Consider the following 15,499-nt stretch of genomic DNA (forward strand, 5'->3'; position numbering starts at 1 on the left):
GCCCTTACTCAAATCTTAATCAATAAAGGATTTTTTAATGCCTTATTTAAATAAAATCACAGTCATGGGTAATTTAGGTAAAGACCCTGAATTACGCTATCTACCCGACTCAACCGCCACCGTAAATGTACCCATTGCGTACTCAGAAAAACGTACGGATAAACAAACGGGGGAAGTAAAGGAAAGCATTGAATGGTTCATTGCTTTATTTTATGGCGGCGCTGCTGAAGCAGTGCATCGCTACATGCATAAAGGTGACTGTATTCAGGTACACGGTAAGCTTCGCACTCGGCAGTATGTTGACCAGCAAAATCGACCCAGAACCACCGTTGAAATTTTGGTGAGTGAGTTTCAAATGATTTACACCAAACCCAAAGGTACGGGCAGCACAGACGTTAATGACCCTGACAGCATTCACCAACACCTATAAAGGCCTGACTTGTTCAGGTCTTTTTTATTTCAGGAGACACGATGAAACAAAAAATGATCGCAGTTTTGATCTTGATTCCGCTGATGGTGCTCATGGTGGGTGGGGCTGTTCAGTTTGTGGCCAGTATCGTGCTGATTGAGTGGCTGGGCTTAAAGGCCCAGCCTTCTCTAACCCTACTGTACAACGCCTTTCAAGTTTGGGGTTGGGATCAGGTGCCGGCAGCTTCAGCTTTACCTTATCGAGCCACATTGGTAGGGGCGACGGTGTTGTCGTTGTTGCCAATCCCAATGGTGCTGATGGGCGTGTTCATGAAGCCTAAGCGCGAACTACACGGTAGCACCCGTTTTGCCAATGCGGCAGAGATCAATATGGCCAGTTTAACCAAGGTTAAGTTTGAGCGGCCAGATATTCTTCTGGGTAAATATAAGGGCAAGTATTTACGATGGGGCGGCAATGAGTTTGCTTACCTGGCCGCACCGACCCGTTCAGGTAAGGGGGTGGGTTTTGTGATCCCGAATTGCCTTCATTACCGTGACAGCATGGTGGTTTTTGACCCCAAGCTTGAGAACTTCCTACTGACCGCCGGTTATAGAGCCAAGCATGGTCAAAAGGTGTTCTTATTTAATCCCAGCGGCCGCACACCCGAGCATGAGACACGGCCCAATGCCCCTTTGGTCAGCCATCGCTGGAACCCCATGACTTATATTCGGCGCAACCCGATTTACACCTATAAAGACGCCATGAACATGGCCAATATCTTTTATACCAAGGGAGCCAATGACAGCGGCAGCTCAATGTTCTTTACCGAGTCAGCCCAAAAGCTCTTTGTGGGTTTGGTGCTTTACCTGGTGGAGACGGAAGAGGAGCGGCGAGGCAATCCCAAAGGCAGTGTGACCTTGGCCAATCTGTTTCGGTTAACGTCACCCAGTACCGGCCAGGCGTTTCATGAGTGGGTTAAAGAGGAGGTGACCAAACGCCAACAGCAGCCAGGTACGCGGCTTAGTGATCGTTGTGAAACCTTGCTGCTTGGCTTTGCCAACGGTAATGCCAAAACCGGCTCTGATGTACTGGCTACGTTGACGGCACCGCTGTCTATCTTTCTTGATCCGGTTGTTGAGGCGGCAACGTCTGACGATGACTTTTATCTTGATGAGCTACGCAAGCAGCGCATGACGGTTTATCTGGGCGTGCTGCCTACAGAGACGGGCACCTTCAGTCGATTAACGAACCTATTTTTTAGTCAGCTCATCGACATCAACGTGGCTCAGGGCTTGCCAGAGAATAATCCGGCTTTGAAGTATCAGTGCCTCATGATGATTGATGAATTTACCGCTCTTGGTGTAGTGCCGGCGATTGAACGTGGCGTGTCCTTTATTGCCGGCTACGAGCTTCGGTTGCTGATTATTTTTCAGAGTCCATCCCAGATTACCAGGCTGTATACCAAAGAAGGCACTCGTACCTTCTTCACCAACTTCGGCTGCCAGATCGTATTCCCACCTCGGGATCAGAGTGATGCCAATGAGTATAGTGAACTGATCGGCTATGAGACTTTTAAAGCCCGATCCATTTCACGCTCTCAAGGCCGAGGCAGTGGCCGCAGCTACAGTGACAGTGAACAAAAGCGTGCGGTGATGTTGCCGGATGAGCTGAAGCTGATGCCCAAGGAAGACTGCATCATCAGCTTAAACAGCAGCCGACCCATCTACGCTCAAAAGATTCGTTACTTTACCGATCCGGTCTTTATGAAACGGGTGAGCTGGGCCGTGCCTGAAATCCCTGTTCTAGACATTCAATTACGCCACATTCCGGTGGCGCATCAAAACATCGTGGCTCAATACGTGCCGGCCGATCAGTTGGCCACTACCGGCTTGGCTGACACCTGTAACCAGGGCGAGCTGCTTGAGGCTGTGCTTAATAGCCTTATTCCGGCAGATAGCCACCCTGACTATGTGCAAGCCATCAGTGAGACCGTGCAGGCTAATTTGGCCGACGTGGGCATTGATTCCATGCCCACCATTAGCCGCTTACTAGGCAATGCTAAAGGACTTAAAGGATAAAATATATGGATAATAGTTTTAAACTTAATTATTGGTGGCATTTCAAACTAGCTGCATTTTGTGTTGCTGTGATGCTTTTTACGCAGGTTGTTTTTTTACAAGATAGGGCTATTTATGATGAGGCTTTTCAACATGCATTCTTTTACTTAGCCTTAAAAATAGGCGCTACAATTTTATTTGCGCCTCTATTTTGGACAATACAGTGTCTAAGAGATTTTCTTTATTGGCCTAATATTTTGAGTATTGAACAGAGGAAATATTGGTATGCAATGAATATTGAAAATATATCGCTATTAGGTAAGGCCGAGGTGGTAAGTTTTTATAATAAAAGAATGTTTTCCTATGTGGCTAAATATGTTTTTTTTATAGGATGCCTATTTCTAATTCATAGATTAATTAATATTGAAAATCCATTAAACAATATCATTGATGGGGCTATTTTTTATTTATGCGGTTCTGCAATTTTGGCCTTATTGACGGCGTTATTGGTTAATCTAAGTAATAAGTCAAAAAAAATCAGGACTAAATAAATATCCTGATTTTTTTGTTTTATCGTTCTGAGCGATACGTGAGAAAAAGGCCAATCCCTATGATTGCAAAAAAAACCAGAGTTTGTATCCAACTTTCCCCATACCATTTAATTTCAATGAATGAAAATCCATCTTCTGATTTGCCAGCCCATTTATTCAAAGCGGGGATGAAGCTATAAAAAATAGCAGCCAAATATAATGAAAATGGCCATTTGATATTAATGCTATTTTGGTTTAAAAAGTAAGCAAAGAATAGAAAAACTATTGTTGAAATAAATAGTTTACAAATAATTTCCATCGCTATTGTGAAATTTAAGCCGAGTGTTTGGGAAAACCAAACAACTACTACAAGTAGGAGGAGAGTTAAACATATAACGATCATTCCTGTTGAGTCTGATTGCCGCATCATTTCCCTTATTTATTAAATCATAATCATAATCATCATATGATATATGGGATAAATGCTGATGGCAAATTTTATGATGCCGCCTTTATGGGCGGCAATTTTATTTGGAGTACATGAATATGCAGGATATAGATGAAATTCAGAATGCCCTCAGCCACGTTGATCCTAGTGATCGGGATACGTGGGTGAACATGGGGGCTGCACTTAAAGATGAGTTGGGTGAAGAAGGCCACCAGATTTGGGATCAGTGGTCGCAGCAAGCTGATTCATATAAGCCTCGTGATGCTGGCGCGGTTTGGAAAAGCTTGAAGCCTGGCTTTGTGACCATCAACACCCTATTTTATGAAGCCAAGCAAAAAGGCTATACACCTAGTAAGCCCTATACGCCGCCGTCGCCAGAAGAAAAAGCCAGACGTGCTGCTGAAGCTGAAGCCAGGCGTGCCGCTGAATTACAAAAGCACCAAGTAGCTCAGGGAAAAGCCAAGCGATCAGCCAACGCCATTTGGCGTAACAATGGCCAGGCTAAAGCTAATCACCCATATCTTGTGTCCAAAGGCATTACTAACCACAAGATTATCTCTCAACTAAAACAAAGCCAGTACAAAGGTAATCAAAACCTCATCATCCCGATTTACCAAAACCGTGAGATCGTGTCGCTTCAGTTCATCAATCAATTGGGCGATAAAAACTTCTTAAGTAATGGCCAGGTGAAAGGCAGCTATACCCTTGTGGGTGATGGCAAAGGTTTTAAGGAAGGCTTGGTATTGACGGAAGGCTACGCTACGGCGGCCAGTATTCATGAGGCTACTGGCAAGCCGGTTTTGGTGGCATTCAATGCTGGCAACTTGGTGACGGTGGCCGAGCGCTTGGCCAAGAGTTTACCGGCAGACGTTAAGGTGATGATTGCGGCTGATAATGACCTGTCTCAGACTGGCTTGAATAAGGCAAAGGAAGCGGCCGCGCAATTGGGTGAACGTGCCAGTGTGGCCATGCCCACGTTTACGCGGGCTCAGATTGAACAGTATCAAAACAGTTTTGGCCAAGATAAGCTGCCCAGTGATTTTAATGACCTGCACCAACTGGCTGGCCATGATGCCGTATTGCAGCAAATGAACACGCCTTTGGTAGGTGATCGGCAGGTTTGGCCAAACCCTGAGCGCACGCCTTGGGGGGATTTTCCACCGGTGATCCGCAATAGTGATTTAGGGGCTTTGAAGAATGAACCTGAATACTTGGCGGCTAAAGGTGGTGATCCTGAAGCGGCTATGGCTTTGGTTAGTAAGCTGATTACAGAGGAAACTGTGCAAGAGGTACAGAACTTAATTGGTGATAAACAGCCTTACTTAGTGCCGGTTACTGCGGTGGAAGCGGCTGGTAAGAATAAGATTCCGATGGGCATGGCTAGGGCTTTATCTGCGGAGCTTAGCTTGCCTATTGCTCCTGATATTTTGCAAGCAAATAAAGTGGCCAGGACGGGTAAAGGTATTGATTACCGTTTTGCCTTCAGCCCAAACTTTACGGGTGACGTCACCCCTGGCAAAGATTACCTATTGATTGATGACTCATTGTCAGTAGGTGGTACGCTGGCTTCACTAAAGGGTTATATTGAAAGCCAAGGCGGTAAAGTGGTTGGGGCCGCGGTGATGACCGCACACGAAGGCGCATTGAATATTGTGGTCAAACAACCTATGATAGATGCCATAGGCCGTAAACACGGCACAGGCATGGACGAATTTTTTAAAAGGACTTTTGGTTATGGCATTGACAAACTCACACAAGGCGAAGCTGGGCACCTCCGAGCAGCCCCGAATGTTGACGCCCTCAGAACTAGAATCTTTGCGGCAAGAAACGAAGGACTCTCTAGGAATCATGGAGAAACTATATCCGACGCCTCGCTTCAACATAAAGAAGCCGGCCCAGAAATAGGCAGCAGTCCGCCGATTAAAGAACCGATCCAACCCACCGCCCAAGAGGCGGTTTTTTTACGTCCAGACCAAGTAAAGGAAGTGCCAGTGAAAGAAGAAAACCAAGACCAACAGAATGAAATTGAGTTTGCTGAACGGCAACAGTCTTTAAATTTGGGCCAGGATGGCTTTGAAGCCAAGGCTGAACCCATTGCCGGCAAACCTACTTCAGACATTGTTGATACAGAACCAGGCCAGCAGGCTGACAAAGATGCACCAGGCAAGCCTATCTTGGATTTCCGTTATAAGACCCCACCCGATGGATTGGCCGCACGGTATATTTTTAACAACGGTAAATATCTGTCATCTGATAACAATATGACTGTCTTGTTTACCGACAATGGTAAAAAGCTGGTGACGGCTAAAACCGACATGCAAACCACTAAAGACATGCTGGAAGTAGCCAAGGCTAAGGGTTGGGAAAGTATTAAGATCAAGGGTACCCCTGATTTCAAGCGGATGATGTACATCGCGGCTGAGAGTCAGGGCATCAAAACCAAGGGCTATAAGCCGACCAAGGATGACCTAGATTTGGTGGCGCAGTTACGTTCGGAGCAGTCCTTAAATCAGATCGAATCAGAAGCCGAACGGTCACAAACTGTTGACCAGGATAAACGGAATGCGCCGCCGGAGCCACCGCTTGAAAAGGAGCCGGCAGTGAAGGTGGAGCCTGAGCCTGCAACCGCCGACGCAGCCCCATCGATGCCGGAAATGGATGACTTGCCACCGTATGATGACACGGCCTTTTATGATGTGCCTTTTGAGGACTTGCCGCATGAGCTTGGCAATAGTTCCACGGCCGAAGTGGCACCAAGCCAAGGCCAAGACGTTGACTTTATGGTGGCCAAGCATGCCTATATGGCTAAGGCTGAAAAATTGAGCCAGCCTCAGCGTGAAAAGCTGGCCTTTTATGAACGCGCTACTATGCAGTCGATTGAAGGTTTGAATGGGCCAGACAGGGCTCAGGCCATCCAAAACTTTTATGAAAGCACTGTGACGCATATGAAAGGGGGCCGCTTAGATTTACCGGCACCCATGTATATTCCACAAGAGCAAGCCATTTCCAGCAGTCCAAGCGTTGACCAAGAGCCATCTTTAAATGATCTTAACCCGAATGTCGGCGATGCCGACATTGAACGATAAGGAATTCCGTTATGACCAAACAAACCGAACATGATTTTTTAATGCCAGGTGATGCCGCGTATGAAGATGATTTAACCGCTGATGAAGCGCGGGCTTTTGAGCAGATGACTGAAGAACAGATTGAGGCTTATTGGCGTGCCAATACTTCTTATGAAGAAATGAAGGCTTATTTAGACGACCCAGAAACTCCTTCTGTGGTTAAAGACTTCTTAACCTTAGATGGATGGGCCGAGCATCAGCCAACATCATAGGCATGACTTTTAAACGTTAAACGCCCCTGGCTTAGCTAGGGGCTTTTTTATGGCTGAAAGGAAGGCAATGGCTGAAGTTAAAAACACACAACAAGACTATGCCGATCAGTTGGCACAGAAAATCATTGAACAACTACGTCAGGGCACTGCGCCCTGGCTTAAGCTCTGGTCTCCAGCTGATGGCCAGGACTTGCCTTACAACCATACGACTGGCAATCGCTACTCTGGCACAAATAGCCTCATGTTGTCGGTGCAAATGCGTGAAGACCCTCGTTGGATGACTTATAAGCAGGCTAAGTCGATTGATTGCCAGGTGCGTAAAGGTGAAAAAGGGGTGGGCCTTATTAAGCTGATTACCCATAGGGAAATCACCAAGACTGATGCCCAAGGAAAGCCAATTATGGATGAGCAAGGGAAGCCTATAAAGGTGTTTGCCAAGTTGGAACGGCCTTTCATTAAGGGTTTTACTGTGTTCAACGGCGAGCAGATAGACGGCCTACCTCGTTGGGAGCGTACCCCCTTAACGATGGATTGGGTACCGGATGATCGGGCTGAGGCGCTCCTAAAGGCATCGGGTGCAGAGATAAAGCACGAAGCGGGCGATCAAGCTTATTACAGTCTAGCTAAAGATCACATTGTATTGCCTGAACAAAAGCAGTTTCAAAACGCCGGCCTTTATTACGCAACGGCCTTGCATGAGCTGGGGCACTGGACGGGCCACCCTGAACGTCTAGACCGAGACATGAGCGGTGGCTTTGGCTCAGACAGCTACGCCAAAGAAGAACTGAGGGCCGAGATTGCATCCATGATCCTCAATCGTGAGTTGGGCCTAGAGCATGATCCTAGCCAACACCTAGCCTACGTTCAAAGTTGGATTAAGGCCTTAGAGAATGATTCGATGGAAATTATCCATGCCACTCGTGATGCCCAAAAAATTCAGAATTATGTACTGAACCTAGAACAATCCCGTGCGCCGGAACCACTGCCGACGCCAGAAGAGGCCCGATTGGCTGAAGCTAAGGAGAACTACTTAAAACAGAGTGTGTTTTTATCTGCTGCTGAGCAGCGCAGCCGTAATGTACTTGAGTACAACATTGAGCGGATTGTTCAAGGTTTACAAGAGGATTACAGGGTGATCGCATGGGCTAATTTTTATGAGTCAGAGGTCGCTAAGCATGAGGCTGTTTTAGGACAGGTTAAGGGTAACGACAACCTTATTGAGGGCCAAGATGATTTATTTATTGAGCGATGAGGTATGGTCATGAATAAGAAAATAGATGTTTATGGGCTCACTCAAACAGAGCAACAGCGTTTAAAGGAATTGGCCTTAGAAAGGTTTGGTAAGGCCAGTGTTTCATTACTGGCCAAGCATTTACTAAAAGAAGCTTTAAAAGAAAAAGGCAATACTGAGCAGGTGGTTTCTGACGTACCCAATCACACACGTTTGGAAATTCAGTTGATTGAAACCGACCGGGCTTATTTAGATGAGTTAGCCCTTAAGTTTGGCTCAACTGCCAATATGGCTGCTAGGTCTATTTTACGTAGCTACATAAGTAAGCATCCCAATCTATCGGCCAAAGAGATTGAGGTGCTGTATCAATCCAATAGTCAGCTCTTGCGGATCGGTCGCAACATTAATCAGATCGCCCGACAGCTTAATGCAATGGAGGGCGTAAACCTTACCAGTGACCACATCGCCCAGCTACATACGGTTATTGATGAACATACTAAAAAGGTTGGCGATGTATTGTTGGCCAATCGAAGGAGGTTTGGCTAATGGATGCGCTGAGTAAGAATATTGACCATTGGTTTCTAGGCTACCAGACTCGTGCTGTCGGGAAAAAAGCTGATGGCCTGCCTCTTAGTGGTAAAGGCAATAGAGGCTCACGAGGAGGTAAGCCACTCAAGCCCAATAGCGGCCTAACCAATTTGCGTGCGGCCGCACAGAAACACCCGGAAGTGATGGTCAAAATCCCTAAGCGTAAAGGCGCTTCTAATGGCATGAACGGTGTACGAGGGCACTTAAGTTACATCAGCCGAAACGGTAAGCTGGCTTTGGAAACCCAAGACGGTGAAGTCATTAACGGTAAAAAAGCCATTGAGGCCATCACGAAAGAATGGCAGCGCTTAAACATTCCTGACGAAAGCAAGTATCGGGAGGCTTTAAACGTGGTGCTGTCGATGCCACCAGGCACCAATCCCGAGGCAGTTAAGAATGCCGCACGCGAGTTTGCCAAAGAGCAGTTTGATGGCCATCAGTATATGTTTGTGCAGCACTTGGACGAAAAGCACCCTCATGTCCACGTTTGTGTGTTGATGCGTGATGAGTTTGGCCAACGCATGAACCCCCGTAAAAACGACCTGTTTGAATGGCGTGTGCGCTTTGCCGAAAAGCTTCGGGATGAAGGGGTACTGTGTGCGGCCACCAAGCGAGTGCATCGTGGCAAGACTCAGAAAGGTGAGCCTGGCATTCAGCGGCAAATCCGCGGCCGTGGTGAAGTGGGCATCGTCGCCAGACAGGAGGCTAGAGAGCTGATAGAAGCGCTCAAAAACAATACCGAACCCAAACATCCATTTATTAATAATGCCCTGCAAACGCGGGGCATTATTGTTTCAGAGTACGGCAAAATCGCCAAGGAGCTTTATAAGCTTGGCCATAAGACTGAGGCCAGAATCATCAGTAACCTGGCCAAAGAAACTACTCAGGCTGGTTTTAAAACCAAGGCACAAGATCAATTTGAAGCCGCACAACAGCACTTAACACAATCCCAAAGTCAAGGCCAAGACATTGGCCCTGACTCTATTTGGGAACGTTAAACTGTTCCTCCCGTTTAACCCCTTACAGCGATGTTGAATTGACCCCGTAAAGCTGGATCGTCATGAAGCGGCTTTAAAGGGCTGAATTCTGTATTTTGCCGGACTCGGTCCTGATAATGGTCGTTTTAACCCATTAGAGGTTGTGTATCTAAGCTAAATGACAAAGTTAACCGTAATCTTGAAAATGTCTCACAGGGAATTACCGCTGCTATAACGATGCAAATACGCATGCCTCAGTAAGGGCCTAATCAATAGGCTGGTGGGGTCGGAATGGCCACTTGCGATGGTCGTATAGAAAAGGCACTAGGCATAAGCTATGTTTCAGGTTTTGATTGTCAGAAGCTTGGTAGGGTTAGTAGGTGGTGGATGAAATCAAAGGTCTAAACCCGCAACAAAGGTTAGCTTTGATTTTTTTAAACTTTAATCTGATCTAAAACGAAGCCAGGCTTTGTACCTTTACGGGTCCAAAGCCTGGCTTTTTATATTGGCTATTAGATTTTATTAGCATGTTTTCTTATCTATATTTAACACATTACTTTCAAAACTTAACAATTACAAGACGTATCTTTACATTTTGAGTGCATATAATACTCGCATATCAAGTAAGCGCGTTTTTAGATGAATTATTTAGCTAGTGATGCTCTTAATTTGAAACTCATAGTATTAAAGGTGTCGAAAATGAAAATTGCTCAAATAGTTGGTCTAGATAAAAGTATATTTGCTTTGACTGAGGATGGGGAACTCTGGGAGTTTAATACTCAGTTGAAGTTTTGGTCTAAGTGTAGACGTATATTAAATAGAGATCAGGTTTTAGAAGAGAAGCGGAAATTGCTGATTGATAACTTGGGAGTTTCTAATCGCGTCCTTAATGCTCTGAAGAAACATGATGTTGATACTATTGGGGATCTACTGGACTTGGATGAGAGTGATGTGATGAGCATTATAGGTCTTGGCGATAAGTCAATGTTTGAATTGAAAAATGCTATCAGTCTTTTGAAGGAAAGTATCTAGGTTTACAAGGGCTCCGATATTTAAATGAGCTTTTGTTTTTACATATGCAAGATATTTCGTCTTGTATGTTTTTTTAAAAAGTAATATAAAGGAAATGTTATGAAAAAATTAACTTTGGCTGTATTGTTGGCTGCTTCTTTGGGGACTGTTTCTGTTGCACAAGCTGCAGAACGTACTGCTTCAGCCATCGCTTCTTGGGATGCAAAAGCCATTAAAGACACAAAAAGCATGTTAGTGGTTACCCCGTTGAAATCTTTGACTTTTAACTATGCTGAAGGTCAACAATCATTTAACACGCTAGATGGCGCGTTTGACGTGACCATCGCTGGCCAATCTGGCGCGACTGACTTTAAATTGGCTTCTAAAGTGATTTCTTCTACTTTGGCTCGCTCTTCTGACGATTCTACTTTAGAAGTGGGCGTTAAATGGAACGGCGAAAAACTATCTAAAGACAGCGAAGTGGTGATGATTGATACCGCCAATGGCGTGAACTCTGGCTTGACTGCCTTAACTGCTGGTGATGCATTCGGTAAATCTGATCGCGTAAGCGCTTTGGGTCAATTCAACTTTAGCATTGCTTCTGCTTCTGTTGCTGGTGCTCCTACAACTTATAAAGACCTAACCGACGGTTTGTGGGACGGTAACGTGAACGTTCAATTCGTTGCGACTTGGACTGGCGACTTTATCTAAAAAGTTTTCTAGTTTTTAGTGTGTGCTTGAGTTGAGGGGGCTAGGCCCCCTCAGTTTTAGGAGAAGATTTATGAAGCATATTTTCAAATATGGTTTTGCGTCTTCGGTATGGGCCGTCAGCGCTTTGGCTCAGGCGATCAGCGTGGGCGAAATCACCGCATTGATTCACACCGACCAGACCATGTTGGCTAAAGAAATTGAAAACACCGTGGATGGCGCGCGTTTGGTGAGCTTGAGCATTGAGCGCATTAGCTCACCCATGGAGGGTGGGGAAGCCTTGCCCTTGTCTTCGGCCAGCGAGATTTTATCGACGCCTGCCAACCTCATCTTGCCTGGTAAGGGCAAAGATGTGTTCCGTATTTTTTATGATGGGCCTAAAGACGATCAAGAGCGGTATTACCGTCTGAACTGGCAAGACAATCCCGTACAGGAAGATGGACTGTCTAAATCGGCTAAAGCCGCCACCGCCACGACTTCTGCCAGCATTGGCACCATTTTAGTGGTGGCGCCTCGGCAAGAAACCTTTGATTACGAATACCAAAACGGTGCCGTTTATAACCGCGGCAACGTGACTTTTCGCGTGGTGGCTTTTGGCCCCTGCAAGACCCCCAACCCCAGTGGTCAAAAAACTTGTCATGAGCGTTATTACGTCATGCCTGGCGTAGGCGTGAAGCTAAAGTTTGGTAATTTAACCGACAAGAAAGCCCACGTTGGTATTTGGCACCGCGATAATTTTATTACGGTGAACGAAGGCAAGCCTCGTAACGTTGTCCGTTAACGGCCCAACGCAAATCAAAATGCCAGGAGACAGTGCCCGGCTTTGTCATCCTGCTTGGTTGTGATTAATCACTTTTGAAGGTTTAGGTTTGGGTCATGGAAAAACAGTTTATTTTTAATGTGAAGGTGATAGCTAGTTCGGTCATCATCGCGTTTTCATCGGCGGGTGTGGCTTCGGCCCAAGCGATGGGTGACGTGCGTTTGGGTGAATACATCATCCCTGGGATGTTTGGGCAAGCCTTACAGCAGGGTTTGACTGTACCCGTGTATTTGCGCTTTGTGGAGGGAGACCCCGAAGAGCGTCAAAAAGTGGCTGATGCCGCCATTGCGTTAAAAGATGGCAAGCTCTTCATTCAAGAGGTGGTGCTGAGCCAGGATCCGAAAGGCGCTACGCTGTCGGCCGAAACCCAGGCCATGATTTTGAATCTGGAAGAGCGGTTTTTTGACAACAGCACCCGTATTCACCTATCTGATGATGCGGCACTAAACCTCAATATTCAATCTTTTGTGCTGACGCTAGACGTCACAGCAGAAGCGTTGTCTACAGCAGTGATTCCCCGTCAGTTTATGCTGGGAGAGTCTTCCGTAGACAGCGTTTCTGCCGTCACCACCTACGACATGGGGGTGTATCAAACCCGTGTTAAAAATGGTGTTAATAACGACAATAACTATTTTAATATCCGTAACACCATTGGCTATAAAGAGCACCATTTTTCTTTAGACGGTTCGGTTTATGGCGTGGGCAAGGGTGACGAACAAAGTAGTGAGATCTATCGCGCCATGTATGAGCGCGACGTCAACGGTAATCGTTTGGCACTGGGGATGTTTGATACCTGGAATTTGCAGTCCATCGCCAGCTTGTCCGCACTTAACGCCAGTAAAGTGTATGGTGCCACGTTTGGGAATAAGTCGTCCACTAAGCTACAAAAAAACCAATACTCTTTAACCCCCATCACGATTTTTATGCCGGCAGCGGGTGAAGTGCACGTCTACCGTAATGGTCGCTTACTGAGCATTGAAAACTTCCCGATGGGGAGCTTTGAAATTGATACCGGACGACTGCCGTTTGGTATTTACGACGTCGACATCGATGTGATAATTGACGGAGAAGTGCGCTCAAAAACTACCCACCGCATCAATAAGGCCTTCTCGAGCAGCAATGCCGACATGAATGAGGTCAGCTGGGAAGTGTATGGCGGCTATGTTGATTACGACAGCAACGTCGAACGCTTAACCGGTGGTACCAAAGAAACCTATTTGGCGGGCGTGTCGGCGGCGGTGAGTTTACCCGTGCTGTCAGGCTTGTCATTACAAACGTCTAACTACGCGTTTGACAAACATTTTGTCAATGAAACCTCGGCCAATCTAGCTGTACTGGATTATGGCACGGTAGGCTTGCAAAGCTTGATTTCTGAGAAGGCACGCTGGCGTTACATCGCTAATGCTACTGCCTCCCTGCCCAATGGCTATGGTTCGGTTTGGGTGAGTAAAGAAAAAAGCAATATTAAAGGTGACCTGGGCATTTACGACAGCGACACCTATTCGTTTGGCGGTACCCTGAATTTTAATAAACTCATGAACAATGGTGGCTCGCTGACGTTTAGCCGTACCGTTGATCGTCGGGTGAATACACGTTCCAACAACTTTGAATACGCCACTTCTTTGTATTCAGGGCGCCGCGGCACCATGAGCTTGCGTGCTGGAGTCCAGCGCTATCAATACGGCAACGACACACCGGCAGACAATCGAAAATACATTTCTCTAGGCTTCTCGATTCCGCTCTCTAATTGGATTAACGCTGGTTTGTCATCGGATAACGGTGATGTGAGCCTCGATTTGAGCGCCAGCAAAACGTTTGATGATGGCCCGATTAGCTCGATTGGCCTCAATACCTCGAAACAGCTGCGTGACAAAACTGGGCGTAACAGTGATTTCTCGACCAACGCCTACGCTATGTTTGACACTAAGTACAGTGCAGGTACGGTGTCATTGTCGCGCCCAGACAGTAGACGCCTCAGCGGCAACTTAACCGCCGGCGGCTCGATCGCCTTTGGTGGCGGCAAAGTGGTGCCCAGCGGCAAACGTGAAGAATCTGGGGTGATCATTCAAACCAATATGACCGGTGGCGCCTCGCTGTCGGCCCAAGTGAATGGTCGAAACTATAAGCTCACCGGCAAGAACAACTTTATTCCTTTGGCGCCGTATGCCGAATATAAAGTTGAGCTGATGAACGATAAAAACAGCATGGATAGCGTCAATATTGTGAAGGGTAAAATCCAAAACGTGACGCTCTATCCGGGCAACGTGGCAGTGTATCGCCCTGAGGTGAAGCAGCTGGTGACGGTATTTGGTCGGCTGACCACCGAGCAGGGTGAGGCCTTGGCCAATGCCCAGATTAAGAACCACATTGGCAAAACTGTGACCGACAGCAGCGGTGCCTTCTCGATGGACGTCGACAAGCGCTACCCAACCATTAGTCTGGTGGACGAGAGCCAGAAATGTGATGTTGAGCTGGATCTACGTCAAGCCAAAGGCGTGTTATGGGTGGGGGATTTAGGTTGCGGTACGGCCACGCAGCTGGCTAAAAGCAAGCCGTCGGCGCCATCGGCACCCGTGTCCGTTGACAACGTTCCCGTTCAGGTGATGGCGGCGGCTCAGCCTGCGCATGCACCTAAGCTACCGGTTGCGCCGCTGGTAAAACCGGTTGCCGTTAGTGAGCAGACGGTGGTGCCTGTGGCTCAGCCGGTTGCCGTGAGTCAGCTGTCGCCACAGCATCAATCCCCGTCGCTTAGTCGCGCGTTTGACGTAAGCAAAGGTGAAAATAGCTTCCAGCCCATGCAGCTTCAGCGCCGCGCTGCCTTGCCTGTTTTGGATGTTGAGACGCGTCAGCGGCTAGCGCAGCCACCACGCATGGTGGCGCCAGAGCCTGCTAGTACAATGGCACCAGAGCAACCTCAAAGCCTAGCCTGGAAGGCGCCTGAAGTGAACCTCATGTCGCAGCCATTGTCACGGTTAAATCATGAGGATGTTAGACGCTATGTACCCAAAGCGCTTGCGCCTGCTGCCGTGGTTGAACAGCCTATAGCGTTAAAATCATTAAGCAAAATGCCTGCGGAAGCAAGCCTTGCCTTACAGGCGAAGGTCGTTGCAGCAACAAAAGCTGCTGCAAATAACACTCATTATTATGAGTGGGAACAGACACAAATGCACGCAGCTAAACCTTATAATGTGGTTAAGTCTCAGTCTGATAGTGTGTCACATTTAACCATGGTATTCAGTGATATTTTTGTAAACCCATCTAGTACTTGTGACCGCTTGCTAGTAGATGATGGGTCTGCAACTATGGCTAACGTAAGCTGTAGCAGTGATTTGCAGCTTGCTTTATCTACAGTGAGCGAGCCGTTCCATAAATAGTCGGTTTTT

The 15,499-nt window shown here is 47.0% G+C and carries 12 protein-coding genes; all 12 read left to right on the plus strand.

The features are described from left to right. The first annotated feature begins 37 nt into the window (after positions 1 to 37). The 12 genes from AB8Q18_04500 to AB8Q18_04555 all read left to right on the plus strand — a co-directional run bounded on the left by AB8Q18_04500 (position 38) and on the right by AB8Q18_04555 (position 15,490). Positions 38 to 430, plus strand: coding sequence for a single-stranded DNA-binding protein (locus AB8Q18_04500; protein ID XDZ52315.1), 393 nt, complete (start codon positions 38 to 40; stop codon positions 428 to 430). Positions 431 to 471: 41 nt separating this feature from the next. Beyond that, a complete protein-coding gene (locus tag AB8Q18_04505; protein ID XDZ52316.1) occupies positions 472 to 2,487 on the plus strand; it encodes a type IV secretory system conjugative DNA transfer family protein in 2,016 nt (671 codons plus the stop codon). Between the two features lie 5 nt (positions 2,488 to 2,492). Beyond that, positions 2,493 to 3,017, plus strand: coding sequence for a hypothetical protein (locus AB8Q18_04510; GenBank protein XDZ52317.1), 525 nt, complete (start codon positions 2,493 to 2,495; stop codon positions 3,015 to 3,017). A 525-nt stretch (positions 3,018 to 3,542) separates the two neighbouring features. Then, positions 3,543 to 6,530: a PriCT-2 domain-containing protein gene (locus AB8Q18_04515; protein XDZ52318.1), complete on the plus strand. Its 2,988-nt coding sequence runs from the start codon at positions 3,543 to 3,545 to the stop codon at positions 6,528 to 6,530. An 11-nt stretch (positions 6,531 to 6,541) separates the two neighbouring features. Then, complete coding sequence (locus AB8Q18_04520) at positions 6,542 to 6,781, plus strand: hypothetical protein (protein ID XDZ52319.1); 240 nt, start codon at positions 6,542 to 6,544, stop codon at positions 6,779 to 6,781. Positions 6,782 to 6,848: 67 nt separating this feature from the next. Next, the gene (locus tag AB8Q18_04525; GenBank protein XDZ52320.1) at positions 6,849 to 8,033 is read left to right on the plus strand and encodes an ArdC family protein; all 1,185 of its coding nucleotides are present in this window, start codon (positions 6,849 to 6,851) and stop codon (positions 8,031 to 8,033) included. 9 nt (positions 8,034 to 8,042) lie between these two features. After that, positions 8,043 to 8,558 carry a plasmid mobilization relaxosome protein MobC gene (gene mobC, locus AB8Q18_04530; GenBank protein ID XDZ52321.1) on the plus strand — a complete coding sequence of 172 codons (516 nt, stop codon included), beginning with the start codon at positions 8,043 to 8,045 and terminating at the stop codon, positions 8,556 to 8,558. Then, the gene (locus AB8Q18_04535; GenBank protein XDZ52322.1) at positions 8,558 to 9,598 is read left to right on the plus strand and encodes a relaxase/mobilization nuclease domain-containing protein; all 1,041 of its coding nucleotides are present in this window, start codon (positions 8,558 to 8,560) and stop codon (positions 9,596 to 9,598) included. Before mobC ends, AB8Q18_04535 begins: the two co-directional genes overlap by 1 nt. Before the next feature lie 678 nt (positions 9,599 to 10,276). Continuing rightward, entirely contained in the window at positions 10,277 to 10,609 is a 333-nt protein-coding gene (locus tag AB8Q18_04540; GenBank protein XDZ52323.1) for a DNA-directed RNA polymerase subunit alpha C-terminal domain-containing protein, read from the plus strand. 99 nt (positions 10,610 to 10,708) lie between these two features. Continuing rightward, the gene (locus tag AB8Q18_04545) at positions 10,709 to 11,299 is read left to right on the plus strand and encodes a common pilus major fimbrillin subunit EcpA (protein XDZ52324.1); all 591 of its coding nucleotides are present in this window, start codon (positions 10,709 to 10,711) and stop codon (positions 11,297 to 11,299) included. A 70-nt stretch (positions 11,300 to 11,369) separates the two neighbouring features. Then, positions 11,370 to 12,077 carry a hypothetical protein gene (locus AB8Q18_04550; protein ID XDZ52325.1) on the plus strand — a complete coding sequence of 236 codons (708 nt, stop codon included), beginning with the start codon at positions 11,370 to 11,372 and terminating at the stop codon, positions 12,075 to 12,077. A gap of 95 nt (positions 12,078 to 12,172) precedes the next feature. After that, positions 12,173 to 15,490 carry a CS1-pili formation C-terminal domain-containing protein gene (locus AB8Q18_04555; protein XDZ52326.1) on the plus strand — a complete coding sequence of 1,106 codons (3,318 nt, stop codon included), beginning with the start codon at positions 12,173 to 12,175 and terminating at the stop codon, positions 15,488 to 15,490. Positions 15,491 to 15,499 lie beyond the last annotated feature (9 nt).

This window comes from Neisseriaceae bacterium CLB008, assembly GCA_041228285.1.
In the GTDB taxonomy this organism is placed as follows: domain Bacteria; phylum Pseudomonadota; class Gammaproteobacteria; order Burkholderiales; family Neisseriaceae; genus JAGNPU01.

Bases quoted from the DNA above. Each gene is read 5' to 3' on its own strand.
- AB8Q18_04500 (XDZ52315.1), top strand. From the start codon at position 38: ATGCCTTATTTAAATAAAATCACAGTCATGGGTAATTTAGGTAAAGAC.
- AB8Q18_04505 (XDZ52316.1), top strand. From the start codon at position 472: ATGAAACAAAAAATGATCGCAGTTTTGATCTTGATTCCGCTGATGGTG.
- AB8Q18_04510 (XDZ52317.1), top strand. From the start codon at position 2,493: ATGGATAATAGTTTTAAACTTAATTATTGGTGGCATTTCAAACTAGCT.
- AB8Q18_04515 (XDZ52318.1), top strand. From the start codon at position 3,543: ATGCAGGATATAGATGAAATTCAGAATGCCCTCAGCCACGTTGATCCT.
- AB8Q18_04520 (XDZ52319.1), top strand. From the start codon at position 6,542: ATGACCAAACAAACCGAACATGATTTTTTAATGCCAGGTGATGCCGCG.
- AB8Q18_04525 (XDZ52320.1), top strand. From the start codon at position 6,849: ATGGCTGAAGTTAAAAACACACAACAAGACTATGCCGATCAGTTGGCA.
- mobC (XDZ52321.1), top strand. From the start codon at position 8,043: ATGAATAAGAAAATAGATGTTTATGGGCTCACTCAAACAGAGCAACAG.
- AB8Q18_04535 (XDZ52322.1), top strand. From the start codon at position 8,558: ATGGATGCGCTGAGTAAGAATATTGACCATTGGTTTCTAGGCTACCAG.
- AB8Q18_04540 (XDZ52323.1), top strand. From the start codon at position 10,277: ATGAAAATTGCTCAAATAGTTGGTCTAGATAAAAGTATATTTGCTTTG.
- AB8Q18_04545 (XDZ52324.1), top strand. From the start codon at position 10,709: ATGAAAAAATTAACTTTGGCTGTATTGTTGGCTGCTTCTTTGGGGACT.
- AB8Q18_04550 (XDZ52325.1), top strand. From the start codon at position 11,370: ATGAAGCATATTTTCAAATATGGTTTTGCGTCTTCGGTATGGGCCGTC.
- AB8Q18_04555 (XDZ52326.1), top strand. From the start codon at position 12,173: ATGGAAAAACAGTTTATTTTTAATGTGAAGGTGATAGCTAGTTCGGTC.